This is a genomic window from Limnothrix sp. CMB-01, from assembly GCF_055193175.1.
In genome coordinates, this window is sequence record NZ_CM143720.1 from 4,128,636 (window position 1) to 4,153,056 (window position 24,421).

The following is a 24,421-nucleotide window of genomic DNA, read 5'->3' on the forward strand; positions in this document are numbered from 1 at the left end:
CGGCGCTAGCGGCGCGATCGCAACCGGCTTTGCTGCCACTGTTGCAACCGTTCAATCCATTGCCCCCCATCTTCCTTGGCCTGGTTCAGGAGATGAACGATCGCCGCTTCCACGATCGTTTCCTTATAGGGGGCGTTGCTTTTGCCCAGGGCCAATTGCAGTTCCAAATGGAAGCGATCGAGTTCGTCCAGTACCGACTCCCGCACTTGAAAAGTAGCCCGGCGCAAACTGGCCGCTTGGCCCTTGGGTGCGGGCGGCAGCGAATCCGTCTCGGATTCCGTGGGTTGCAGATATTGCGCTAACAACTGGTCGCCGGCCGTGGGTTCTGGAGACATGGTGGATTGCAGAATTGGGGATTTGAACCGAGAAGTGGATGGGGAAAATCAGGGGAATTGACCGATCAGATTAATCAGTCGATCGGTTGCAGCATCCATCGAGGAGATGAGTAGCAGCGATCGATCAGGTTGGATTGGTGGGTGAGGGACGATCAACCAAAACCGCCGCAATCGCCTCATAACCCTGCAACACAACTGATCGGCGTTGGCGAGCAAGTCCCGATCGCAACAATTTTCCATCGACCGTGAGCTTGGGGAAACAAGCCGATCGAGGAATGGGCGGGAACAGGGCGATCGCGCCTCGGCTGGCCAGGGCCCAATCTTGCAATCCTGCCAACACCTGATCACACCAAGGGGCCCGTCGTTCGCTCATGGTGGGCAACACCCCCACAACCCGCAAATTGGGATTGAGCTGCGATCGCACACTGGCCACCGTTTCCATCAGAGCCAACAAACTGCGCAAGGCCAAGGGTTGGCATTGTACCGGAATCAACAACCCATCCGCCGCCGCCAACGCACTCAGCGTCCAAAACCCCAATCCCGGCGGACAGTCCAGCAACACCAGAGGGCTTTGGGTTTGGGCGGGAGAGGTTGCCAAAAATGGTTTGGGTTGTTGCTCATCAAGCTTGCCCAGCAGTGGCCAAGATTGCGCCAGGGCCTGACGCAGCCGCAACAAACCTTCGGGCGATCGAGCCAAGGCCACCGCCGCCGACTCCAAATCCAAACCACCCGGCAACAGCCATCCCCGATCGCCCGCCGCCACCAGTCGATCGCCGATCGCCCCCTGTCCTTGCAACGTTGTCGTGATCGAGGGTGAATCCGTCGCTCCCAACAGGGCCGTTAGGTGTGCTTGGGGATCCAAGTCCACCATCACCACAGGCGATTCCACAGGCGATCGATCCGCCAACAGTTCCGCCAAACAAAGCACCGTTGTGGTTTTGCCCACGCCCCCTTTGGGATTCACGATCGCGATCGTTGTGCTTGCCACCGGTTTTGCCCACATCCCAGACCACAGGCGAATTCTACCGCTTCACTCGCCATCTTGCTCGCTGGTCAACCATCCAGCCACTCAAGAATAAAAGAATTTGAATTAATGAATTCACAACGTCTCAAGAATTTCAAAACATAAATTAACAAGAATATAAACATTCAAATTGTCAACTTGTTAAAAACTCAAAAATGATTTTGAGAATGCTTTCGAGTAAATCCATCAAAACAGACCCGTCAGAACCAGTCCCCAAGCAGTCCCATACCCCCCAACGGGAGCCTGACCTCACCGTCAGTTAGCTCCAAGGCACTCCAGAAACTAGAAGTTGCGATACAAAATTGCGGTCTATGCCATCTCAAATCCAGCCCTTGAATCGCCAATGCCCCAAATACAAGCAGATAAGGTGTTTAGGGTCTGTCGCCATTCCCATCGCCGTAGGGGTTGGGTCTCCCAACCCTAACCCGGGCGATCGCCCTAACCCTGTCCACCCTTGGGAACACCCAAGGATTACGGGAACTGGGCAGGGAAACCCTGCCCCTACGACTGATTGGTTTTTTGAAGAACACCGAATTTCTCAGCGCTTCCTTTCCTCAAAAGAAGCGGCTTAACGTCGCCAAATGCCTTGAACCTGTGACCACCAAGCCTGGGGCCGATCGCTCGATCGCACCTGCCAGCTCAACATCGATCGAATTAGAGGCCAGCCGCCCGATCGCAACGCCGCCGCCACATGCAGCCCCAAACACAACACCATCACCACCCAAGCCGCCAAATGTACGGAATACCAAACATGGTGAAATTCCCCGGCCGGCAGCCATTCTTCCTTAATTTGCCGACCGGAAACCACCGCCAGCCCCGCCGCCAACAACATCAATGTATTCGCCAGGCGATGGAGCGATCGCTTGGCTTGACCCGCCTGTTGATTGCCCAGTTGCCGCAGCGCCGCGATCGAAAGCAACCGATGAGCACCCAAATAAAAGCTGTATAGCGCCAGTGGCAACAACATCATTAGGAAAAACAGACCGAATGTGCCGTGCAAGCCTTCAATGTCCGCGATCGGGGGCAACGGCAACCGTCCCCACCGGCCATCGTAAGTGTTGTAGGTCAGGGCCGCCGTCACGATCGCCCCAATCCCCAAGATGGCACTGATGCCATGCAAAAACCGCAATAACGAAGGTTGATAGGGCTGAGCCTTGGCCATGAATTTTCCTCTCAAGTCATCCTGACTGACTAAAAAAGATCGTCGTAAAAGACCATCTCATCGGTTGAATATAGTTTAAAGAGTTTAAGGAATTCCAGAAAAAATAAGTTGCGGCATGAGCTGCCCAATACTAAAAAAACATCATCCACTAAAAATCAAGATCAAGGGTCAAGAGAAAACCTGGCGAGTATTTTGGGGTGCTCGCAACCCTCCAAGGGATTACAGGAGATTGGGTTCAAGATTTTGCGTTGAGATTCAAATTCAATTCATTTTTCATTCATTATTATTTCATTTTTCAAAATAAATTCATCATTATAAATTCATGATTACTGATCTTGAGGGTTACCACATTACGGTAGTAATAGATCAAATACAGATCAAACCACATCACAATCACTTGAAATGCCCTACCAGCAAATATACTAAGCTAATTCTCCTATTAGAATACAGAGATGTCATTAGTCCAAAGAAAGCCCTAAAGCATGATTATCTTGCTTAAAATCTTCTTCTGATTAATCCAACTTTGATTAATCCACTAAATTTAATTTGAATTAGAAAAATGAATCGAAAATGAATCGAAAATAAAACAACAAAGATGAATCGAATATGAAACAAAGAAATCAAAAAATTATCTATAATGACACTGTTTCAGAAATGAGATTCAGAAATGAGATAAAAGCTTCTAGTTTTATGCTTGATAGATTGTTCCTGATAGAAAATCAAGCGTTTTTATAAACATCCCTGATTTCCAACTCAACTCAATTCCCCAACAACCGCCATGGACATTTTAACGGCAGCTTCTTTAGGGCTAGGACTATCAGCAGATGCCTTCGCGGTCTCTGTTTCCAGCGGCTTATCCATGAAGTATGCTCGCTGGCACAAAGCCATCAAAATTGCTCTGTTTTTTGGTGGGTTTCAAATGTTGATGCCGATCTTGGGTTGGGGTCTGAGCCTGACCTGGCGATCGACCATTGAAGCCTACGATCAGTGGATTGCCTTCTTGTTGTTGGTGGCGATCGGGGCCAAGACCATTCGTGAAGCCTTGGGGGATGATGACGACAACCCCAGCGAGCAAGCCTGCAACCCCGCTGACACCAGAATGCTCACGGGCCTCGCGATCGCCACGAGCATTGATGCCCTGGCGGCAGGTGTGGGGCTGACGGTGGTAAACACGCCCATCTTGCAAGTGGCCGGCGTGATTGGCCTCATCACCTTTGCAGTCTGCTTGGCGGGGGTCTTTTTAGGGAAGTCCTTTGGCTGCCGACTCTACTCCCATGTGGGCAAGGTAGAGATTGTGGGCGGTGCGATTCTGATTTTGCTTGGCTTCAAAATGTTACTAACTGCGGGATGATTCGGCAAAGTGGCCGTCATTATGTCAATAATTGAAATGGTATAGCAGGTATCAAGAACCTGTAGTTTGGGGAAGCTAATCTCGATTAGCTCCCCTCTTTTTATTTCAGAAAGCAACTTTTCCTTCCTAAATAAACCTTGTTTTGTCAAATTTGGGTTCTAGCTGCCCAAATTGGCTATTACGAAAGCTTCACAGTTGCCTAACAGTTCTATAGCCGTTTAGGGTGACGTTCGCAGCTAAGCCTAAACTCTGGCCCACAACAGGATTGCGGCGGAGGGAACCTGGCTTGGCGGGATGCAAATGGGTGCAAAAAAGAAGCGATCGCCTATCAGAGACGATCGCACGGGGGCAAGGGTAATTATTGCAACCTATTCAAGCACAACCAATACGGACAAGACCTGTCTCAATCAGACTGGCACAAGTCCCTAGACACGGAGGGGGCCTAACTGGTTTTGGCCGACGGGTCGATCGGGCCCGCATCCAGATCAGCTCCCGGATTGGGCGCGGAAGCGGTCATTCCATCCACAATCGGGGCCGGGTCGCCGCCATCCCGATCGCGGGAAGCATGGGCATGGTGAACGCCCTGGCCGTTACTGTCGGACTTTGGTGATTTGGTTGTGGTGGTTGTGGGGTCTGGGTTTCGGGACTGGGACTGCTGGGCCAGGGTGTCACGCTCCGCATTGTCGCGCTCCTCTGCCCGATCGCGCGCCCCATTGTCCTCCATTTCCAAAGGCACAATTGGAGCAGGTGGATCGGTTTGACCCATCAAGCCAATTTGGGCCGCATTAAAGGCAATTGCCACGCGCCGCCGAAATTCTCGGGCCGCGCCCCACTGTTGCAAGGGAGTGGTGCGAATCCAAACCCGCACCATGGAACCACTGGCGGAAAACTCATCAATCCCCAGCACTTGGGGACGATCGAGCAAAATTTCTGACCACTGCGGATCCGCCGCCAAATCATCACTGAGCTGATTCAAAATCGCCAGGGCTTGATCCAAGTCAGCTCCATAGGCGATCGGGATTCGCAAATCCGCTTGGGAATAGTGGTTGGACAGGTTGGCCACCGTGCGGATTTCGCTGTTGGGAATCACAATCAGCCGCTGTTCTGCATCCCGCAGCTTCGTGACCCGCAGGGTGAGCGCCTCCACCCGCCCGGTCAGGTTGCCCACCGCGATCGCGTCGCCCACGGAAAATTGATCCTCCGCCAAAATCAAAAACCCGTTAATCGCATCCTTAATCAGGTTTTGGGAAGCCAGCGACAGGGCCACCCCAATTAACCCCGCCCCGGCAATCAATGGCCCCACATCTACGCCAATGCCAGCCAGTCCAACGATCGCCCCCAAAATGACCAGCAACACGGTCAGAAAACTTTTGAGGATGCTGGATAGGGTGAGGACACGCTGTTGCAAACGGGGGCGAGTGCGGGGAGCAATTTGGGTTCCGGCCGTGAGGATCGCCGTTGCCCGATCGACAGCGATGTAACTCAACAAAATTGCAATGTAGGTGACCAGGGTGGCCAAACCCAGCTTGAGGTAGGCCTCAAGGGCATCAAAGATTCGGGCCTGGAGCCAGCGGGTGGCGGGAAAGTTGCCCAACACCCACAAACTGGCGGTGGCCCATACGGAAGGCTGGGCAATTTGAATCAGAATCCGCCCGATCGCCAACCAATGGTCTCGGCGCTGGCGTTGCAACCAAGCTGCCAGGGGAAAACTGTCGTTGGGTTTCGGGTCAACGGGCGGGGTGCTATGGCTGAGTCGATCGAGCCGTTGCAGACCCCAACCCAACATCAGATGGGCCCCCAAGGCTACTAACCAAATGGCCAAGCTCGATCGCACCTGTTGCCCCAAGGCCGCCGGTTGTCGATCGGCCCGGGCCTGTTGCAAAGATTCCTCAATGGCCGTTTTCACGGAAGTGGCATAGATTCGGGGCTGGGTGAGCTGGGTTCCCGCATCCAGGGCCGTCACCGTCATGATGTAGCGACCATTGACCAAAATTCGAGGCGCATCGACCAGGGCCGCAGCAGGCAAGGCCGTAGCAGGCAAGGGCGCAGCCGGGGCCGCAGGAGCAGCAACGGCGGGAGCCGACCCCGAGCCGGGAACCGCCGCATTGGAATTGGGAGCCGCAGCGGGGGCAGACGCGCTGAGTTCGATCGTGACCGCCAACGATCCCTTAGGGTCGCTGAGGAAGCGATCGCCCGCTCCCTGTAGCTGGGTGGTGATGGTGGCAGTCCGCCGAGCCAACTCCTTGGGGGGAGCCGCAATCTGGAACACCGGCCGCCCATCAAATTCAATCCATGCGGCTTGGGGGCGATCGGCCTCGGCTCCCACCCAAGGAGCAGCCCAAGGCTGAATGAAGCTATTGGCCCAGTTGGTTTCCAGGGTCGAGCCGGCCGCCGCAGGAGCCTGAGCATTCAGGGGACTGCTGGCCCCCAACCAGAGGATCAGCCCCAGGACGATCGCCCCCAATGGCCAGCGTCGTCCTGCCGATCGCCCCGAGCGACGTTGGATGATGGTTCGGATTGCTCGCTGGATTGCTCTCTGGATCACGTTGGGGATTCCGATCAAGGTCGGCAATTGGAATGGACTTCAATAAATTAATCAATAATTAATATTGATCGAGGCATTGATCGAAATATTGATCGAAATCATGTTGATCGAAGTGAATCGAAATCTCGATCAGACGCTTCACTTGCTCAACTGATCGCAAGCCCGCCCGATCGCCAATAGGGCTTCATCCATCGGGCCCTGGCCCGTCACCCACTGGGGCAACTCACTCGATCGCACCCAAGCCCATTCGGAATATTCATCCTCGCTGAGTTGTACCTGGGCCGCCTGGGTTGCCGTCAGCCTCACGGCAAAGGTCAGATTCACGCTATGTAACCCTTCCTCGGCCGGGGGCTGCGATCGCTCCGCAAACTCCGTGGAATAGGCCCCAATCCACTGCAACTGGCTGGGCAAAATTTCTAGGCCAGCTTCCTCCTTCGCCTTGCGGATGGCGGTGCGCTGGGGACTTTCGCCGGGAAACATTCGCCCACCCACCAACCACCAACCCACCCGGGGCGGCCGTCGTCGAAAGCCCAAAAGCCGTCGATCGCCCTCGCAGAACAACAAATCCACACAGGTAATCACCAAAGCGCTCAGGGCCTGGCCATAGGCGATCGCATCCAAATAGGGCCGGGGCGATCGCGTCCCCCGAGGCTCCGAATCCTGTTTCAAATCCCGTTCCGAGTAATGCGCTGGTTCCATTCGTCGGTTGCTACCCTGAATTGGCTGTCCTGAATTGGCTGTTCTGACTTGGCTATCACTGGCTATTTTGAATTGCCGGCCCCGGGCGATCGGGTGTGGATTCGCCCCAACCACCCAAAACTTCGTCACTCCATGGCCGCGATCGCCAACCCGCCGTTTAGAATGAGTTAACAAAGTTTTACACCACCCCTATCCTCCTCCATGCTCGCTTTGATTCCCGAGCTGATTACGCTCGAAACTATCGAAGCGCTCGCGCAAGAATATGGCTACTGGGCCGTATTCCTGGGAATTGCCCTGGAAAACGCCGGTATCCCCCTGCCGGGCGAAACCATCACCCTTGTGGGCGGTTTTTTGGCGGGCAGTGGCGAATTGAGCTATGGCGGCGTTCTGGGAACGGCCATCGGCGGCGCAATTTTGGGCGACAACCTGGGCTACTGGCTGGGCCGCTGGGGCGGTTGGTCGCTGTTGGTGCGGCTGGGCAAACTCTTCCGGATTGGTGAAGAGAAGCTGGAAGGCGCTCGCGAGCAATTTAGCAACAACGCCGGTAAGGCTGTGTTTTGGGGCCGGTTCGTGGCTCTGCTGCGGATTTTTGCGGGCCCCATGGCGGGCTTGGTGGAAATGCCCTATGGCAAATTTTTGGCCTATAACGCAGCCGGGGCCGCCGTTTGGGCCGGAGTCACGGTCACAGCGGCCTACTTCTGCGGGCGGCTGGTGTCCTTGGAAACCCTGATGAGCTGGGCTAGTCAGTTCACTTGGGTGGCGCTGCTGGCGATCGGGCTGGTGGTGGCCGTGTCCCTGTGGCTCGAAAACCGCAAATCCACACCATTGGGCTAGGACAGCAGGGGGCGATCGTGCGGGTATTCGTGACCGGTGCAACGGGATTTACCGGGTCTCATTTGGTGCGGGCCCTGGTGAAACGGGGCGATCGGGTGGTGGCCCTGGTACGGCCCCGGGCGGATCGATCGCGCCTGGCCGGCCTGCCCATTGAAATCATTGAAGGCGATCTTCAGCAGCCCGCTGCCCTGGCCCAAGGGATGGCCGAAGCGGACTGGGTGTTTCACACGGCGGCCTATGTGGAATTGGGCCTGGTGGACAGCGAAAAAATGTGGCAAACCAACGTGGAAGGAACCTGCCAAGTGCTGGCGGCAGCCCAGGCCGCTGGGGTGAAGCGGTTGGTTTATTGCAGCACGATCGGGGTGTTTGGCCACACCTTTGGCCAGGTGGTGGACGAAACGTTCCAGCGGGTGCAGGCTCAGTTTGATTCCGCCTACGACCACACCAAATATGAAGCCCAAGTGCTGGTCGATCGCGCGGCCCAAAACGGTCTGGACACCATCAGCGTCATGCCCTCCGGCATTTTTGGTGGCGACGATCCACACTTTGGCCCCGTCCTGCGCCAATTTTTGCGCGGGAAACTGCCCTTTTGGGTTGGGGGCGATCGCCCCACCGGGATTGTGCATGTGGATGACCTGGTGGCGGGCATGATCTTGGCGGCCGAACGGGGCACACCGGGCGGCTGGTATATCCTCTCGGCTGGAGAATGCCCCACGCGGGAAATGTTTCGGATGGTGGGCGAGACGGCTGAAATCCCTCCCCCCAAGGAAGTGCCCGCCTGGTTGGTGCGAATTTTGGGGGCAATTCTCGACCCGATCGGGCGGTTATTTCGTTGGCAACCACCCCTCAGCCGCGAGCGTGTTCGCTACATCTACGATCGCTGTGTACGAGTGGATGCCACCAAAGCCCGTCAAGAGCTGGGCTGGCAACCCCGATCGCTGGCCCAAACCCTCCGGGACGTGGTGGCCGAAATGGTTGAATAGGAAAAGCCTTAACGAGGACAAAGACAAGGGGCTTAAGCCCCTTGCTCCCAAGATCCGCTAACGATCGCGCCCAACATTTCGCCTGGGTTGCATCCCGATTTCAACCGGCTTTCGTAACCCCAAAACAGCAAAATCGATTTCAAACCATCCAGACCCATGAGCGACTCGGCAACCGCAGCCCCCGAAAATCCGTTCACGGCCCAAGTGAGCGATCGAATCTGTAAGCACATGAACGATGACCACGCCGACGCGGTGTTGGTCTATGCCCAATATTTCGGCCAGATCACGACGGCCACCAGCGCCCGAATGCGGTCGATCGACGCGGCCGGCATGGACTTAGCCGTGGAAGTGGACGGCCATCTCCAGCCCCTGCGCATCGAATTCAAAGCACCTTTAGCCGATGCAAAGGCCGCCCATCATGTTTTGGTAGACATGATTAAAGAGGCGCAACAGGCCAGCGATCGCTAATCTAGCAATGGCCCCGACCATCAGCCGCTAGCGCCGTCCACAAGGACTCAACGCCAAAATTAGCCACTAAAACCGAGATTTGTGGCGCAAAATACCCGATGGGGCCAATTTTTGCAGCAAAGCCATTCATCAACAGGATTGAGCCACTGAGCTATCCCTAGCCTCTCAATCCTGTACGATCGGGTCTGGCTGGGTTGGCCAGTCCCTGCTCCGTGGTTTTGAGGAGGCATGGTTTTGAGGAGACTTGGTGTGCAACCGTCAAACGGGCCAATGGGGGGGATGCGCGATCGCTACGTCGTCACGGCGGCCCAAATGCAGGCGATCGAGTCTCGGGTGTTTGCGGCGGGAATGCCCGTCGCAGCCTTGATGGAAAAAGTGGCCGGACTCATTACCCAGCGAGTCATGGCTTGGCGATCGATCGCCCAAGGGCCACGGGTGGGAATTTTGGCCGGCCCCGGCCACAACGGCGGTGATGCCCTGGTGGTGGCCCGGGAGCTACACCTGCGCGGCTATCAAGTTGCCGTTTACCTCCCCTTTGAGCAGCGCAAGGAACTGACCGATCGCCATGCCCAATACGCCGCCAGCCTGGGTATTGAGGTCAGCCCTGATCTAGCCCCCGTTTTGGCGGCCGATTGGCTGGTGGATGGGTTGTTTGGCTTTGGTTTGGAACGGCTGATCGAGGGATCCTTGGCCGAAGCGATCGATCAGGTGAACAACAGCGGCAAACCGATCGTGAGCATTGATCTCCCCTCCGGCCTCCACACCGACAGCGGCGCAGTCCTGGGCAAAGCAATTCGATCGACCCTCACCCTCTGTTTGGGCCTTTGGAAACGGGGCCTTCTGCTCGATCGGGCCCTGGATTGGGTCGGCCAAGCGGAACTGATTGATTTTGACCTGCCCCTAGCCGACATTCAAGCCATCCTGGGCCCAGACCCCCAACTGAACCGAATCACCGCGCACCTCGCCCAATTACCCCTCAACCGATCGCCCGCCACCCACAAATACGAGCAAGGTCACTTGCTAGTGGTGGCGGGTTCCGCTGTTTATATGGGGGCCGCGTTCCTGGCCGCCTTGGGGGCCCGATCGAGCGGCGTGGGCATGTTAACCGTCGCCGTGCCCGCCAGTCTGAAGCCCTGGTTGGTGGCCCAAATTCCCGAAGCCCTCGTGGTGGCCTGTCCCGAAACGGATATGGGCAAAATTGCCCGCGTTGATTTGGATCTCGCTCGCTACGACGCGATCGCCTGTGGTTGTGGCCTCACCCGAGAAGCCACCCCGATCGTCCAAGCGGTTTGGGAGAGCGATCGGCCCCTCGTGCTGGATGCAGATGGGTTAAACGCCCTGGCCCAACTGGGCTGGCGCGATCGCCAAGGTCCCGTTGTCCTCACCCCCCACTGGGGAGAATTTCAGCGGCTGTTTCCCAACTTGGTCGCCCAAACCAGCGATCGACTGGAACTAGCCCAGCGGGCGGCCCAGCAAACCGGGGCGATCGTCCTGTTGAAAGGGGCCCGCACCGTGGTGGCCGAACCCGGCGGCCAAAGCTGGATAGTACCCGAAAGCACTCCCGGCCTGGCTCGGGGCGGGAGTGGTGATGTTTTGGCTGGGTTGCTGGGGGGATTGGTGGCTCAAGCCCGCCCCACCACCCTCACCGATTGGGGCTATTGGGCCGCCACAGCCGCCTGGTGGCACGCCCAAGCGGGCATTCAAGCCGTTCAGGATCGATCGATTTTGGGAGTGAATGGAGCCAGCCTGGCCGATGGTCTGCTCACCGTTGCCCGTCAGCAGGCCATTTTGAATCACACGATCTAATCGCACGATTGAACCATGCAATCTAATCACACGATTCACACGATCAATGATTGATAACGATCATTGATGACGATTAATCGCCCCATGATTGATCAATGAATCATCAAATCATCGAATTTATGACCCAATCAATCCTTCATTATGGATCGCGAAAAAGTTTGGCAATCATTAAACTCTGATCTATCGCGCCTCATCATTGGTTTTGTGCTGACCACCCTAGTCGGTGGATTGCTCACCCAGTGGTATCAAGATCAAAATTGGCGAAGACAATCCCAGTTTGAATACGAAAAGCGCCAACTGGACGAAGCCCAAAAATTCATGGAAAGGCTTTCAACTTCCGTTAGCCTTCATCTTTGGAACTTGCGCGAACTGGAGCTATTACTGTCAGGAGCCACGCCGGCCGACCCCGAGGAATTAGAGAAGGTTTGGACTGCCTTTAAAGAGGGCCGTAACAAGTGGTACATGGACTTACCATTGCACCAAAGCAAAGCCAACTTACTCTTGGCTCCGGGGATGAAAGAGCTGTTACGCACCGGCAATGAAACCCAAGATCCTAACTTGCAAAATCCCAAAAGTTTAGCGGGCTTTTTCGCGATCGCGGAACGATCCACCCTCCGAGTCACCAACTGTGTGCGGAGCAAGACCTGTCAACCCACAGCGGGCGACATTGCCCAAATGAAAACCAGCATTGATCGCCTAGAAACCGCCGCCACACGCTATCTGGAATATGCCTCGAACCTCATTTATCGAAAGTCAATCGACCTGCAGCCCTTAACGTTTGAATAGACTGCAATCAACCCCGATCGCCCTCCTGGAGATCTCAAAAGCGGCTCAGGATTACCTCAAAACCATCACTCAAAATCACCACTCCATGAATCATCAATTCTGAACTGATTTCGGGCTGACTTTGGGCGCGATCGCTAGCCTTCCCAGCCCGATCGCGCTACAAGTATTGTTCAAGCGTTGGAGAAACAGCCGTGAATTTGCCCACTTGGATCACCGTGTCGCGGTTGGCAGCAGTGCCCCTATTGTTGTGGTGGCTCAGCGGCGAACCCACCACAGCCGATCGCTGGTGGGTATTGGGTGTGTTTCTGTTGGCTGCGGGCACAGACTGGCTGGATGGATACTTGGCCCGCAAGCTGAACCAAGTGACAGACTTGGGCAAATTTTTGGATCCGTTGGTCGATAAGTTGCTGGTTTTGGCTCCCTTGCTTCTGTTGGTGGAGCTGGGGCGGATTCCGGCTTGGGGCGTTTTTGTGATTTTGGCGCGGGAGCTGACGATCGCCGGTTGGCGCGTAAACCAAACCAGCATTTCGGGGGCAAACCTCTGGGGCAAACTGAAAACCGTCAGCCAAATCGCCGCGATCGCCCTGTTGTTGGCCCCAGTGATGGATGCTTACTCCCTTTGGGCGATCGGTCTCTTTTGGGTTTCTGTGGCCCTAACCATAATCTCCGGCGCAATTTATCTCATTCCGGTTGGTAAACAGAGCGTTGAATCCGGTTCTTAGATCACGTCTTTCTTGATTTTTCTCACACAGAAAAACATTAGAATTGACGTTGACATACGCGGCCATATCCTAGCGATCGTCCTCGGGGTCGTAGCCCAGATCGGAGCAACCGAACACCACAATCATCGCTGTAACCCCCGCTTGCATGGCAAAAATGACGGGTTGAAGCATCAGCGAAGCGCCTCGGCGACGGGTGTAAACACTGACTTCCCGGCGGCTGTAGTCGGCGAACCATTCGGAAATTCCGAACGGTTGCGATTGCTGGGGCCGCCACTGAAGGTAGTCACTCGCCAGGTCAGTCAGTCCACACAGCAAAACAGTCAAGACACCGCACCAGGTGGTGAGGGTGCGCGTGAACCGGACACCGCAGGCTTGGAAGCCACGGGCAATCAGGATCGACCCAAGGAATAAGCCACCAATCCAAATGGTGCAGGTCACGACGTAGAACGTTTTAGCCCATCCTGGATCGTTTGCGAGTAGGGCGGCTTTGGCCACGGCTCCCGCCCAGCCCACTGCCAAGCCCAACACGGCCCAAGCGAAAAACGCAACGATTCCCCGCATCTATTCCCCCAGGGCCTTCAGCAGGTCGATCGCGGATGACTCAGGCGCTGGTGACTCGGTGGCGGGACGCACGATCGGTGTGGTGATTCGCGAAAAATCCACGTCATTGTGGCAAATTCTGACCATCACGATTCCAACGTTGCCATCTTCAGGATCGTAGACCCCATAGCGAATCCACCCGCAGTCAGGGATGAGCGTGTCTAGCAGCTCAAAGGCTTGCTGTTTCAAATTTTCTAGGCGCTCTTCGGTTTCTGGTGATGGGTTTTCTTCGTCTAGGGATAGCCACTCAGCGGCCATCTCGCCAACCAATTCCTTGACTCGCCGCCAGCCCTTACGGCGAGCTTCCTTGAGTTCTGTCAGCACTAAGTCTTCCATTGCCGTCACCGTTGATGCTGCCGAGACTCTACAGCCCAGTGTGAGCACTGACGGCGATCGAAGTCACAAAAAACAAAGCCCACTCGACCGATCGGGTGGGCTTTGCTGGATGGCGCATCAGTTCAATCCGCATTGCTCTGGCTCGAACGCGGCCAGAATGATGCAACGGAAGTCTAACTTGGGCGATCGTTGCAAGCGAAGGGAGACAGCTAGCTGTTTTGCATCCCCTCAATCATCTTAATCACCCGCTGCATCTCGGTTTGTAAACCGGTAATCTGGCTTTGTAGCGGCTCGACTGTTTGGGCGATCGCCTGCTGAATGCCATGGTCGATCGCCGCCAGGATTGAATAGGAATTCAGGCTAGAAAACTAGAGATAGCGAGAAATTTTAATTTTGCTGACCTTGTTGATGGGTTCTGCACTCTCCCAATAAAAACAGAAAATCACTAGATAAGGAAGAATAGCAATAACATTAGTCAGCACCGTAGCAATTACATGGATGATAAAACTTTCTTCCAGTCCCATGAATCCAGAAGGAATGTAAATTACCACAGAAGCAATACCCATAAGCAGAATTGTAACTAAAACGCTCAATACCGTAGTTCCAGCAATTCTCCATCGCCTTCCTTGAGTTAACTGGGTGCTGCGCTGTCTAGCCTGAGAGCCAGTGGTTCCTTCCAAAACAACAACTGGATCTACTAGTGCAAAGCGCAATGCTAAAATCACACCGGGAATAATAAATAAAACTGTTCCTCCCAAAATAATTAAATTTGTCGTTATACTCGTCGCAATCATCTTCAAGCTCCTACGAAAGGCATAGGTCATCGCTTGTTGGTAGCTGACGGCCAATCCTTTTTGGAATTGAGATGCTCCATAGAATAATCCGCCAATGTAGATTGGCTTGACAATAAACTCAATGGTACTTGAGAGACGCATTGAGTATTTTAGAAAACTCATCTCATCGCCATTAGCCCATTCTGGAAAAACATAGAAGTCAAAATAGCTGCAAATGAGCGAACCTGGTAGCCAGACCGTGAGAACAATAGCACTAAATAATTTGATGTTAGACTTGAATAGATTCACAGCCTCTGTAATTTTATTCATTGAATTGATTCCGCCTAACTTTGCGACTTATTAGCTTGACGCAGAATGTGATACTTGAATAAGGTGTTCTTTCTTGAAGCTTGGATTCAAACTTAAGTTTTTCACACTTTATTCAGCATCCATCGATATCGTCAAGTATTCATGATTCAGTATTTATGACCCTAACTCGCTTTATTGTTGTCCTGACTGGGCTTTGCGTCATCTTGGCGCTGGTGCTCTGGCTCGTCAGCGCCCTGCAACAGCTCTACTGGCAGGTGAGTTGGACAGCCCCATTTTTGGGGCCGGTGGTCGTCTTGTTGACCTTGGCCCTGTTGGGGGCCTTGCTGGTGGCGTTTTTTCGGTATGTGCGGCCCCTGGATTGGCCCCAAGATTGGCGATCGCTCTGGCAAGTGACCCAGCGATCGATCACTGGACAAACGCCCCCCACTCCGCCGGAACCCAGCCCCACCGTTTCCGAAGTGAAAACCGAAGCGGCCGGCGCGGCGCTGGAGGCTGTGCGGGCCCAGGTGGACTTAATTCGCGATCGGGTGGCGCGGCAGGCCCTGTTGGATCGATCGCGCGAAATTGAAAGCAGCTTGGCCCGGGGCGAATTGCTGTTGGTGGTGTTTGGCACAGGGTCAGCGGGCAAAACCTCCTTGGTTAATGCCCTGCTGGGACGGGTGGCCGGAACTATTGGCCCCACCATGGGCACAACGGAAGAGGGCGAAACCTATCGGCTGGCGCTACCGGAAATCGATCGCGCCTTATTGATTACGGACACGCCGGGCATTTTGGAAGCGGGGGTGGCGGGAACCCAGCGCGATCGCCAGGCACGGCGGCTGGCGGCTGAAGCGGACTTACTGATTTTTGTAGTGGAAGGCGACTTGCAGCAGTCGGAATTGGAGCCACTGCAACAGTTGTTGGCGATCGGGAAGCGATCGCTGCTGGTGTTCAACAAAACCGATCGCTACCCCGAGGCCGATCGCACCGCAATTTTGGCCAAATTGCGGGAACGGTTGGCAGAACAGCTCCCCACGGCGGATATTGTCCCGATCGCGGCGCGGCCGGCAGCGGTGCGGTTGCCCAACGGGGAAACCCTGACCCCCGACCCGGAGATTATGCCCCTGATTCGGCGGATCGTGGCGGTGTTGCGGGCCGAAGGGGAAGAACTGATTGCGGACAATATGTTGCTGCAAGCCCAGCGCTTGAGCGATCGGGCCCGCCAACTCATTGATGCCCAGCGACGACGACAGGCCGAAGCCGTGGTCGATCGCTATCAGTGGCTGGGGGCGGGAGCTGTGGCCGTCACGCCTATTCCGGTGGTGGATTTGCTGGCCACGGCGGCGGTCAATGCCCAAATGATTCTGGAATTGGGCAAGGTCTATGGCTGCAACTTAAGTGGCGATCGGGCACAGGAGTTGGCCCTGTCCCTCGCCAAAACCATGACCGGCTTGGGCATTGTCAAGGGAGCCATGGGAATTTTGACTACCGCGCTCCAGGTGAACATCGCCACCGCCATCATCAGCCGAGCCATCCAAGCGGTGACAGCGGCCTATTTAACCCGCATTGCCGGCCGCAGTTTCATTGAATATTTTCGTCACGATCAAGATTGGGGCGATGGTGGCATTAGCGAAGTGGTCAAAAAACAGTTTCAGCTAGAACAACGCGATCAGTTTGTAAAACGGTTTGTGCAACAGGCGATCGCGAAGGTGGTGCAACCGATCGCCCAAGAAACTGCGCCGCAACCAAAGCCGCCCGATCGCACTTCTCCTAACCCCTAATTTCTCCTCCAGGAAGCTGTTGCCAATTCCCAGCAAATCATCCCAAAAAGAAACCACCCGATGAGGGTGGCTCTTTGATCCATTATTCAAGCAATGTTCGATCAGCGTTCAATCAGCTAATACTCAATTCGACAATGGAAACAGTTCGGAATTCAACAGCAAGCCTTCGGCAAGAAAGCCTCTGGCAAGAAACGTTCAAAAACCTCAGAAACATTAGCAACAAACGTTGCCATGGGCAGGCTTGCAACCGACGCAGGCGACCCAAACCCTTTGACCAAATCGAGGCCAAGCTTGGGCTGGCGATTGCTAGGACAGTGCTCCAGCGGTTGCCGACATGGCCGTTTCCGGTCTTGTTTTGAGCCTCAGATCACCATGCTCATGGCCGATACTTGAGAATTTGATGGTGGAATGGGGGCTTGGTCTTAGGAGAATTCAGACCGACTGAATCTTTGAGACTGAAAACGACTTAATCCAGTTCTCGTCCAACCAAGCCCAACCAAAATCCAACATCATCAATCGTCGTCAAATGCAAGTCAAATCAAAATCAAACACAAACAGCAATCAGAGAGGAATTAGGGAGCCTCCTAAGTCATCAGAAATGTTTGAGACGAAATGTTTGAGACTTTGAGATATCGAAAGGGTGACCCGTGATGTTCAGCGGAGCCAGCGAGTTAATCAGAACTCAAGCCAGCCATCAACATCATCAAGGTCGAAAAGCCGAGAAAACCTGTCTTCAGTTGCCAGCAGTTCCACAAAACAAGCAAGAACTGACTGATCAAACGATCAATGAGAAACAGCGAACCGCAAAATCGTGACAAGCCAACTGCGAAAGACGGATAACCAACTGCGCTTTAGCTGAGCTAACTAATTGGCTAACGGATTGGCTAATGATTATTTTAGCCAACTAAGACTTCCGAGAGGATTCTGATTCAGAATCAATGACAATGCTGCATGTTACAAGCCCATCAAAACCACTGGGGTTTTGGTTAACGAACAGAGCCACAAGGTCTATGTAGCCCTCTACGAAACGAGGCAATAACTTGAAACGATGGTTAAGGGAGTTAACTAACTAGGTTGTCTAGCGCTAACTGATTTGATTCTAATGGGTTTGATCCCCGTAGGTTGAAATAATTCGCAACTGTTAAAAAATGCGATCTATAGCAATAAAGAAGTCAGAAATGGGGCTTTTTAGTTGCGATTTACTTACAAATGGTTATGAACCCAATAGTGCTTGCTAGCGGGTTGGGGAAAATTCACGCGATCGCCCTTCATATTTCAGGTGTTGCGGCAAGAGCTGATCCCGGCCTGTTGATCCCGGCTTGCTGATCCCGGCTTTCGGAGCGAGTTGGGATCAAGGGCGCGATCGGGCGCTGACGGAGGGCGGTACATTCCCGGCAGCCATTCCCCAACACCCTACCCGAGACAAATTAGGAATCGATTAGGGACAGGTTAGAGACTGATTAGGGTCAGGTTTTGGAGCAAGGAATTTTGGAAAGAATTTTGGGCCGATCGAACCTGGCTGCATTTCCGTGTGCCAGGACGCTGCCAAAGTTGGGATGGGTCGTTTACCATCAACTGCAATTGTCGTTGTTTGCCTGCGACTGCCATGCCTCTCGATTGCAGCCATATTCAGTTTCGCGATCGCGCCGAAGAGATTGATTTTGACCAACTCCATCAACTGTTTCAGGACACGGCATTTTGGGCGCGCGATCGCCGCCGAGAGGACGTGGAATTAGCCGTGGCCAACAGTTTGCCGGTGATTAGCGCTTGGGATGGCGATCGGTTGATTGGGTTTGCCCGGGCCACCTCCGATGGCATCTATCGGGCCACGATTTGGGATGTGGTGGTTCATCCCACCTATCAAGGGGCTGGCATTGGGCGCAAATTGGTGCAAACGGTTTTGGCGCACCCGCAACTCTGCCGGGTGGAGCGAGTCTATTTAATGACCACCAATCAACAGGCGTTTTATGAACGGATTGGTTTCCAGGAAAACCAAAGCACCACCATGGTGTTGTTGAATCAACCCTTGATTGAACCCTTGCCAACTTGCCAAGGGGCGGAGGTGGTGCCGGTGGCGGAGGTGGTGGCCCAACCCACATCGGCATAGGGACTGCGGCACAATGGCTAGGGTGTCTTGCGATCGAGGCTGGCCGTGAAGTTTGCAACTTGGACAGTGGGGTTACGTCACCTGTGGCGCGATCGCCCTTGGGTGGTGGGTTTGGGGGCTGCGGGAGCCGTGGTCTTGGGGGTTGGTGCGGCCCTGTCACCCATGGGAGATTGGTTGGCCAATCGTCAGGCTAATCAATCTCCCACAACGGGATTAGCCGAAGTGGCCGCGGCCCGAATTCACCAAGAAACGCCCAGTCCCGAGGCCAAGGATCCCAAAGCGGCCAAAGTGCCTCCCCTGACGGAGTTGGCCGATTCCGTCAACTCCTTGACCCGATCGGGCGCACGCTATGTGTTGGCCACGGAAGCCCTGAGCGTCAAAGACCATGCAACGGCCCTGAAGTGGCTGGAAAATGCTGATGATCCGGTGCTGTTGGCTCCGGTGTTGGCCCTGCGGGCCAAGGCGCAACTCCAAGGGGGCGATCGGGCTGGGGCCAGCCAAACCTGGCAAACCCTGCTGAAGCAATTTCCCCAGGATCCGGCCACGGCGGAAGCGCTCTATGGGTTGGGTCAACAGGATCCAAAGTGGCTCGATCGCCTGGTGGCGGCCGATTCTCCCTGGAAATCCCATCCCCGGGCGATCGCGGTAGCCAAGCAACGGTTAGCCCAAACGCCCGATCGCCCCGACTGGTTCCTATATCTATTGCGCCATGCCCCCGATGCGCGGGACGTGGGCAACTATCTGGGGCCCTTAGAAAGTCAGTTCGCCACCGCCACCACCCCCGCCGATTGGGCCACGATCGGGCGGATCTATTGGGATCGTCGTCAATACGCCAAGGCCGGTGATGCCTACGCCAAAGCCACCCCCAGCCCCCTCCATGCCTATCGGGCCGGGCGGGGGGCCCAACTGGGCGGCAAACGGCCCGAGGCGATCGCCCGCTATCGTCGCCTGATTCAGCAATTTCCCCAGGCTCCAGAAGCGGCCTTTGGCATGACCCGTTTGGCCCGGTTAGTGCCGCCGGCCGAAGGTCTGGCCCTGCTCGATCGCGCCCTGGCCAACCCCACCCATGCCCCTCGGGCCCTGCTGGAGCGAGTGCGGATCCTGAAAAATCAGCAACAGCCCACCACGGCCGATCGCGATCGACTCTTCAAAACCTTCAGCAACAGCGATGCGGCCGGCGATTTGCGCTGGCAACTGGCCGAGGAAGCCGCCACCACCAGCCCCCAAGCGGCCCGCCAATGGGCGATCGCCCTGGTGCAACAAAACCCTGAGCATGAAGATGCCCCCCGGGCCAGCTTTTGGGCTGGGCAATGGGCCGCCCAGTTGGGAGACCAAGCGGCCGCCCAAGCGGCCTACCGCCACACCCTGCAACAGTATCCCGAGTCCTACTACGCCTGGCGATCGGCGGTGAAGTTGGGGTTACCGGTCGGAGATTTCACCACCATTCGATCGGGGCAACCCACCCTGCAACCGCCGCCCCCCCGCGCCCCCTTACCCGCCGGATCGCCCACCCTGCAAGCGCTCTATCAACTGGAGCAAGACCGCGCTGCCTTTGACTATTGGCAAACGGAATTCCAAAACCGCAACCAGCCCACCTTTGCAGAGCAATATACGGACGGCACGTTGCGACTGGGCAATGGCGATTATTTAGCCGGTCTTTTTGCCCTGGCCAATTTGCGGTGGCGAGAGGAACCGGGCGATCGGGAACAGTTTGCGGCCGCCCGTCGAGACTTGAACTATTGGCGGCGGCTCTATCCCCGTCCCTATTGGGATGCGATCGCCGCCGGGGCCCGGGCCCAAAACCTGAATTCGGCCCTCGTGTTGGGGCTAATTCGCCAAGAGTCCCACTTTGAGCGCGACATCCGCTCGATCGCCAATGCCGTGGGCTTAATGCAGGTGTTGCCTTCCACGGGCGAATGGGTAGCCAACAAAATCGGCTTCAAGGATTACACCCTGGAAAATCCCCCGGACAACATCAAACTCGGCACTTGGTTTTTGGACTATACCCACCGGGAATATAACAACAACAGTCTGCTAGCAGTCGCCGCCTACAACGCCGGGCCGGGCAATGTGAACCGCTGGGTGAAGCAATTTGGCACGGCGGATCTCGATCGATTCGTGGAGCAAATTCCCTTTTCGGAAACGCGCGGCTATGTAGAAAACGTGTTGGGCAATTATTGGAATTATCTCCGGCTCTACAACCCGGAAACCCAAGCAATTTTGCAACCGTTTCAAGCTGATTCCAAACCCCAAAATAGCCCCTAGAGGATGCTTAAAAAGTCAAATCAAGTCAAATCAAACCAAATGCTGATCTAATTCTCACTCTATTAATCAACAAAAAAGGGCTTCAGGCTATTAATCAAATCACCCAAAATCTTGACATTGCTGCCATGAAATCACGTGGAACAAGGGGCTTGATCCCCTTGTTGGCGAGGTAAACGATGTAAATAATGGATAATTTCCAGAAAAATATTGCAATCCTTAGCCGATTTTTAGACAGATATTGAGAACAAAAATGTAAATTTATTTAGAATTTGAATATGGTTGAATGATTGGGCAAAAATTGGCGGTACAGTTCACCAAAATTCTCCCACCGCCCCCCGGTTTTCCATGCCCAAACTTTCCTCCTTCGCTGTTTTATGGGGACTGTTGCTTGGTTCTGGCCTGGTTGTTTCCAGCGTTGCCGCCCAAGAAGCTCCCGTAAACCCGCGATCGCGCCGTGATGCCGAAGCCCAAGTGAGCCAATGGCTGGAGCAACACCGCGCCAGTCCCCCTGCGATTCGGGCCTTTGTGCAGCGAATGCCGAAAGGGGGCGACATTCATACACACCTGAGCGGGGCCGTTTATGCGGAGCGTTATTTGGAGTGGGCCGCCGCCGATGGCTACTGCATTGATCCCCAGGCCCTAACCCTGATTCCACCGAGTGCCTGTGGCCAAAACAGCCGCTATTTTCCCGCCTCGCAGTTGCCCAATCGTCCTGACACCTACGATGCCCTGATTAATCTGTGGTCAACGCGCAATCTGCCTTTTGCCAATCGATCGGGACATGATCAATTTTTCCAGGCGTTTGGCGGCTTTTCGGAGATTTCTTCTGCTCCGTCGCGCCAGGACGACATGGTGGCGGAGGTGGCCAATCGCGCTGCTGATCAGCATATTTTCTATTTAGAACTGTTGATGACTGTTCAAGGCGCTGAAGTGCGTCAACTGGGGCGGGCGGTGGGCTGGAGTGGCGACTTTGCCCAAATGCGGCGCGCGCTGCTTGATCGCGGCTTAATGGATCTGGTGGCCCGAGGGAGCCAGGAGGTGGCGAATCTTGAACGCCAGGTCGCCAGCACTTTACGCTGCGATACGCCCATGGCTCAACCGGGCTGTGAAGTGACGGTGCGCTATTTGCAACAAACCACACGCACCAAAGCGCCCGAAGAAGTTTTTGCCCAATTTGTTTATGCCTTTGAGTTGGCTAAAGCAAACTCTCGCGTTGTGGGGATCAACTTAGTTGCGCCCGAAGATAATCCGGTGGCCCTGCGCGACTACCAGCAACAAATGCAGATGTTGCAATTTCTAAAAACGCAGTTTCCGGAAGTCAAAATTTCTCTTCACGCAGGGGAATTAACCCTGGGCTTAGTGCCACCGAATGATCTGCGTTTTCATATTCGTCAAGCGGTGGAAGTGGCTCAGGCCAGTCGCATTGGCCATGGGGTGAGCATTCTCTATGAAAACAACCCCTTTCAACTGATGGCAGAAATGCGCAAACGGGGGGTGTTAGTCGAAATTTGCCTCACCAGCAATGAGGTGATTTTGAATGTGGCTGGCAACCAACATCCCTTCCGCGAATATCTGGCGGCCGGTGTGCCGATGACGTTGGCTTCCGATGATGAGGGCATTGCTCGCATTGATTTGAGCAACGAGTATGGATTGGCAATCTTGCGCTATCAGTTGAGCTATGCCGATCTCAAACGGTTGGCGCGCAATAGTTTGGAATATAGTTTCCTCTCGGGAGTCAGTCTTTGGAATTCGTCAAATTTTGACGCAGTGACTGCCGCCTGTGCCCAAGATTCGCCCAACGCTGCTTCCATTTCGGCGGGTTGTCGGGGCTTTTTGGCCCAGAGCGATCGCGCCCGGGTGCAGTGGAAACTTGAATCGGAGTTTGCCCAATTTGAAGCCTTGCCCTCGTTCCGTACGGGCCCCTAGTGCAGGAAATTCACGATTTGCCTACGCCCGATTTGCTTACGGTTGAAAGAGCTGGACTAGATCGATCGCGCAGTCCGGGAAAGCCAGCGGGGCGATCGGGCGATCGCTCACCGTTTCTTCTTGGCTGTAGCGGCCCGCTTCCGGTTGCCGAAATACCACCACCCGCCGATTCACCAAATCCACCACCCAATATTCCGGAATTCCCACCCGTGCATAGAGATCCCGCTTGTGGGTCAGGTCTGTGGTCAGGGTCGATCGGGCAATTTCAATCACCCAAAACAGATCCGCTGGCCCCGGGTGGCGATCGCGAAAGGCCGATCGAGGCAACCGAACAATTGCCAAATCCGGCTCCGGCTCCGAGTCATCCAACGTAATTGGGTGTGCCTCACTAATCCAAGCTCGATCGCGCAACAAAAACCGCAACCGATCGCCCAAACTGCTGCACTGATAGCGGTGTTCTGGCCCTTCCGGTGACATTTCAATAATTTGCCCGTTCAACAGTTCCACACGGCGATCGACCAGCAGGCCCGCCGCGATCATTTGGTGATATTCCGCCACAGTCCATTGCGCCAGGGTCAACATAGGCGACCAGTTTCGATCGGGGAATTTCCCCCCAGTCTATCAACAGGTTTGATGGCCTAGGGCGTGGCGTTTTGGGTCTCGACTAGGGCGGCAAATTCCGCGAGAGACTGCCGCAATCGATCGCCCGCCACTTCACTCAAATCATTGTGGCCGGCACCAGCGATCCAGAGCGATCGCTTCATTCCGGGAGCGGCGGCGTAGAGTTGCTGCCCGTGGGACCAATTAATCGTTTGATCCTGTTGACCATGAATAACTAAAACGGGCGATCGCACCTGGGCCAACTTACTGTGATTGGTGAACTTATCAAAGGGGAAAATCGCAATCGGCAACACCACCCGAAAAGCGGAGGTGAAAGTGCTTTCCAAAATTAAGCCTCCCACCGGATGCCGTCGCGCCAACTCCGTGGCCGATCCGCCCCCGAGCGATTGCCCATAAACCAGAAGATTGCGCGGCGCAATTTTCAAAGTTTGGGTGAGATATTGATAGGCCGCTTCCGCATCTTCATAGGCATTGGCCTCGCTGGGGCTGCCGTCACTGGTTCCATAGCCACGATAATCGTAGGCAAACACCGGATAGCCCCAGTTATGTAACTGAAACAGCCAGGGCCGAATTTGCCCCAAGTCACTGGCATTACCGTGAATATAAAGAATGGTCGATCGGGCGTTTTTCTGTGGCAAATAAAGGGCTGAAATTTTTTCCCGAGGATTGACCGGAATTTTCAAAATTTCAGGACTGTCAACATAGCTCGGCGGCGGTGGCAAAAAGATCATGCTATCCGCCCGAAAGAAGACATACAGCGTAATTGCCACATAGACAAAAACAATCGATCGAATCAATCGCTGCCAACTCAGTTCACCAATTAACAGCGATCGCAACTGGGAAGACCACATTACCAGTGACCCATTTTGATTTTTATAAGCTAGTTTGACCGATGGTCGCCGCCCGCGGCCCGCCAACCGGCCACCCGCACCACAGGCAGCCAAGAGGCCGGTTTCGATCGGCTTGCGACTTTAGCAACATCAAGGTT

At 54.9% G+C, this 24,421-nt stretch carries 21 protein-coding genes; 11 read left to right on the plus strand and 10 right to left on the minus strand.

Going from position 1 to position 24,421, the window contains the following annotated elements; genetic code table 11:
• Nucleotides 1-5: 5 nt before the first annotated feature.
• The 3 genes from ACZA91_RS17080 to ACZA91_RS17090 all read right to left on the minus strand — a co-directional run bounded on the left by ACZA91_RS17080 (nucleotide 6) and on the right by ACZA91_RS17090 (nucleotide 2,521).
• Nucleotides 6-335, minus strand: a complete 330-nt coding sequence (locus ACZA91_RS17080; RefSeq protein ID WP_099534215.1) for a hypothetical protein — start codon at nucleotides 333-335, stop codon at nucleotides 6-8.
• Between the two features lie 124 nt (nucleotides 336-459).
• Complete coding sequence (locus tag ACZA91_RS17085; protein WP_463183637.1) at nucleotides 460-1,323, minus strand: ParA family protein; 864 nt, start codon at nucleotides 1,321-1,323, stop codon at nucleotides 460-462.
• A gap of 604 nt (nucleotides 1,324-1,927) precedes the next feature.
• The gene (locus ACZA91_RS17090) at nucleotides 1,928-2,521 is read right to left on the minus strand and encodes a cytochrome b/b6 domain-containing protein (RefSeq protein ID WP_463183639.1); all 594 of its coding nucleotides are present in this window, start codon (nucleotides 2,519-2,521) and stop codon (nucleotides 1,928-1,930) included.
• A gap of 778 nt (nucleotides 2,522-3,299) precedes the next feature.
• On the opposite strand from ACZA91_RS17090, the gene ACZA91_RS17095 reads away from it, so the two are divergent.
• Nucleotides 3,300-3,872, plus strand: coding sequence for a manganese efflux pump MntP (locus tag ACZA91_RS17095; protein ID WP_463183641.1), 573 nt, complete (start codon nucleotides 3,300-3,302; stop codon nucleotides 3,870-3,872).
• Between the two features lie 442 nt (nucleotides 3,873-4,314).
• Here ACZA91_RS17095 and ACZA91_RS17100 read toward each other — a convergent pair whose 3' ends face one another.
• Together ACZA91_RS17100 and ACZA91_RS17105 are read right to left on the minus strand one after the other, a co-directional pair.
• Nucleotides 4,315-6,417, minus strand: coding sequence for a mechanosensitive ion channel family protein (locus ACZA91_RS17100; RefSeq protein ID WP_463183644.1), 2,103 nt, complete (start codon nucleotides 6,415-6,417; stop codon nucleotides 4,315-4,317).
• 138 nt (nucleotides 6,418-6,555) lie between these two features.
• A complete protein-coding gene (locus tag ACZA91_RS17105) occupies nucleotides 6,556-7,290 on the minus strand; it encodes an NUDIX hydrolase (protein WP_463183646.1) in 735 nt (244 codons plus the stop codon).
• Between the two features lie 27 nt (nucleotides 7,291-7,317).
• Between ACZA91_RS17105 and ACZA91_RS17110 the strand changes: the two genes are divergently transcribed.
• The 6 genes from ACZA91_RS17110 to pgsA all read left to right on the plus strand — a co-directional run bounded on the left by ACZA91_RS17110 (nucleotide 7,318) and on the right by pgsA (nucleotide 12,715).
• On the plus strand, nucleotides 7,318-7,950 hold the full coding sequence (locus tag ACZA91_RS17110) for a DedA family protein (protein ID WP_190355983.1): 633 nt from the start codon (nucleotides 7,318-7,320) through the stop codon (nucleotides 7,948-7,950).
• 17 nt (nucleotides 7,951-7,967) lie between these two features.
• Nucleotides 7,968-8,933: an NAD-dependent epimerase/dehydratase family protein gene (locus ACZA91_RS17115; RefSeq protein ID WP_463186468.1), complete on the plus strand. Its 966-nt coding sequence runs from the start codon at nucleotides 7,968-7,970 to the stop codon at nucleotides 8,931-8,933.
• A gap of 156 nt (nucleotides 8,934-9,089) precedes the next feature.
• The gene (locus tag ACZA91_RS17120; RefSeq protein WP_190355982.1) at nucleotides 9,090-9,401 is read left to right on the plus strand and encodes a DUF2470 domain-containing protein; all 312 of its coding nucleotides are present in this window, start codon (nucleotides 9,090-9,092) and stop codon (nucleotides 9,399-9,401) included.
• Between the two features lie 270 nt (nucleotides 9,402-9,671).
• Entirely contained in the window at nucleotides 9,672-11,207 is a 1,536-nt protein-coding gene (locus tag ACZA91_RS17125) for an NAD(P)H-hydrate dehydratase (protein WP_463186469.1), read from the plus strand.
• 204 nt (nucleotides 11,208-11,411) lie between these two features.
• Entirely contained in the window at nucleotides 11,412-11,993 is a 582-nt protein-coding gene (locus tag ACZA91_RS17130) for a hypothetical protein (RefSeq protein WP_463183650.1), read from the plus strand.
• Between the two features lie 191 nt (nucleotides 11,994-12,184).
• Nucleotides 12,185-12,715 (plus strand): CDP-diacylglycerol--glycerol-3-phosphate 3-phosphatidyltransferase, encoded by a 531-nt coding sequence (gene pgsA / locus ACZA91_RS17135; protein WP_463183651.1) that lies wholly within the window; start codon nucleotides 12,185-12,187, stop codon nucleotides 12,713-12,715.
• Between the two features lie 69 nt (nucleotides 12,716-12,784).
• Here pgsA and ACZA91_RS17140 read toward each other — a convergent pair whose 3' ends face one another.
• From ACZA91_RS17140 to ACZA91_RS17150, 3 genes are all read right to left on the minus strand, one after another.
• A complete protein-coding gene (locus ACZA91_RS17140) occupies nucleotides 12,785-13,276 on the minus strand; it encodes a hypothetical protein (RefSeq protein WP_463183654.1) in 492 nt (163 codons plus the stop codon).
• Complete coding sequence (locus ACZA91_RS17145; RefSeq protein WP_463183656.1) at nucleotides 13,277-13,651, minus strand: hypothetical protein; 375 nt, start codon at nucleotides 13,649-13,651, stop codon at nucleotides 13,277-13,279.
• A gap of 368 nt (nucleotides 13,652-14,019) precedes the next feature.
• Entirely contained in the window at nucleotides 14,020-14,754 is a 735-nt protein-coding gene (locus ACZA91_RS17150) for a glycerophosphoryl diester phosphodiesterase membrane domain-containing protein (protein WP_463183658.1), read from the minus strand.
• Between the two features lie 155 nt (nucleotides 14,755-14,909).
• Here ACZA91_RS17150 and ACZA91_RS17155 point away from each other — a divergent pair, with 155 nt between their 5' ends.
• From ACZA91_RS17155 to ACZA91_RS17170, 4 genes are all read left to right on the plus strand, one after another.
• A complete protein-coding gene (locus ACZA91_RS17155) occupies nucleotides 14,910-16,514 on the plus strand; it encodes a YcjF family protein (protein WP_463183659.1) in 1,605 nt (534 codons plus the stop codon).
• Nucleotides 16,515-18,120: 1,606 nt separating this feature from the next.
• Nucleotides 18,121-18,621, plus strand: coding sequence for a GNAT family N-acetyltransferase (locus tag ACZA91_RS17160; protein WP_099534201.1), 501 nt, complete (start codon nucleotides 18,121-18,123; stop codon nucleotides 18,619-18,621).
• 45 nt (nucleotides 18,622-18,666) lie between these two features.
• A complete protein-coding gene (locus ACZA91_RS17165) occupies nucleotides 18,667-20,886 on the plus strand; it encodes a lytic transglycosylase domain-containing protein (protein WP_463183662.1) in 2,220 nt (739 codons plus the stop codon).
• A 345-nt stretch (nucleotides 20,887-21,231) separates the two neighbouring features.
• Nucleotides 21,232-22,812 carry an adenosine deaminase family protein gene (locus ACZA91_RS17170; RefSeq protein ID WP_099534199.1) on the plus strand — a complete coding sequence of 527 codons (1,581 nt, stop codon included), beginning with the start codon at nucleotides 21,232-21,234 and terminating at the stop codon, nucleotides 22,810-22,812.
• A gap of 36 nt (nucleotides 22,813-22,848) precedes the next feature.
• Here ACZA91_RS17170 and ACZA91_RS17175 read toward each other — a convergent pair whose 3' ends face one another.
• Both ACZA91_RS17175 and ACZA91_RS17180 read right to left on the minus strand, forming a co-directional pair.
• Nucleotides 22,849-23,394, minus strand: a complete 546-nt coding sequence (locus ACZA91_RS17175) for a Uma2 family endonuclease (RefSeq protein ID WP_463183664.1) — start codon at nucleotides 23,392-23,394, stop codon at nucleotides 22,849-22,851.
• A gap of 56 nt (nucleotides 23,395-23,450) precedes the next feature.
• Entirely contained in the window at nucleotides 23,451-24,284 is an 834-nt protein-coding gene (locus ACZA91_RS17180; protein ID WP_463183666.1) for an alpha/beta hydrolase, read from the minus strand.
• Between the last annotated feature and the right edge of the window lie 137 nt (nucleotides 24,285-24,421).

Bases quoted from the DNA above. Each gene is read 5' to 3' on its own strand.
- ACZA91_RS17080 (WP_099534215.1), bottom strand. From the start codon at position 335: ATGTCTCCAGAACCCACGGCCGGCGACCAGTTGTTAGCGCAATATCTG.
- ACZA91_RS17090 (WP_463183639.1), bottom strand. From the start codon at position 2,521: ATGGCCAAGGCTCAGCCCTATCAACCTTCGTTATTGCGGTTTTTGCAT.
- ACZA91_RS17095 (WP_463183641.1), top strand. From the start codon at position 3,300: ATGGACATTTTAACGGCAGCTTCTTTAGGGCTAGGACTATCAGCAGAT.
- ACZA91_RS17110 (WP_190355983.1), top strand. From the start codon at position 7,318: ATGCTCGCTTTGATTCCCGAGCTGATTACGCTCGAAACTATCGAAGCG.
- ACZA91_RS17120 (WP_190355982.1), top strand. From the start codon at position 9,090: ATGAGCGACTCGGCAACCGCAGCCCCCGAAAATCCGTTCACGGCCCAA.
- ACZA91_RS17125 (WP_463186469.1), top strand. From the start codon at position 9,672: ATGGGGGGGATGCGCGATCGCTACGTCGTCACGGCGGCCCAAATGCAG.
- ACZA91_RS17140 (WP_463183654.1), bottom strand. From the start codon at position 13,276: ATGCGGGGAATCGTTGCGTTTTTCGCTTGGGCCGTGTTGGGCTTGGCA.
- ACZA91_RS17145 (WP_463183656.1), bottom strand. From the start codon at position 13,651: ATGGAAGACTTAGTGCTGACAGAACTCAAGGAAGCTCGCCGTAAGGGC.
- ACZA91_RS17150 (WP_463183658.1), bottom strand. From the start codon at position 14,754: ATGAATAAAATTACAGAGGCTGTGAATCTATTCAAGTCTAACATCAAA.
- ACZA91_RS17155 (WP_463183659.1), top strand. From the start codon at position 14,910: ATGACCCTAACTCGCTTTATTGTTGTCCTGACTGGGCTTTGCGTCATC.
- ACZA91_RS17160 (WP_099534201.1), top strand. From the start codon at position 18,121: ATGCCTCTCGATTGCAGCCATATTCAGTTTCGCGATCGCGCCGAAGAG.
- ACZA91_RS17170 (WP_099534199.1), top strand. From the start codon at position 21,232: ATGCCCAAACTTTCCTCCTTCGCTGTTTTATGGGGACTGTTGCTTGGT.
- ACZA91_RS17175 (WP_463183664.1), bottom strand. From the start codon at position 23,394: ATGTTGACCCTGGCGCAATGGACTGTGGCGGAATATCACCAAATGATC.
- ACZA91_RS17180 (WP_463183666.1), bottom strand. From the start codon at position 24,284: ATGTGGTCTTCCCAGTTGCGATCGCTGTTAATTGGTGAACTGAGTTGG.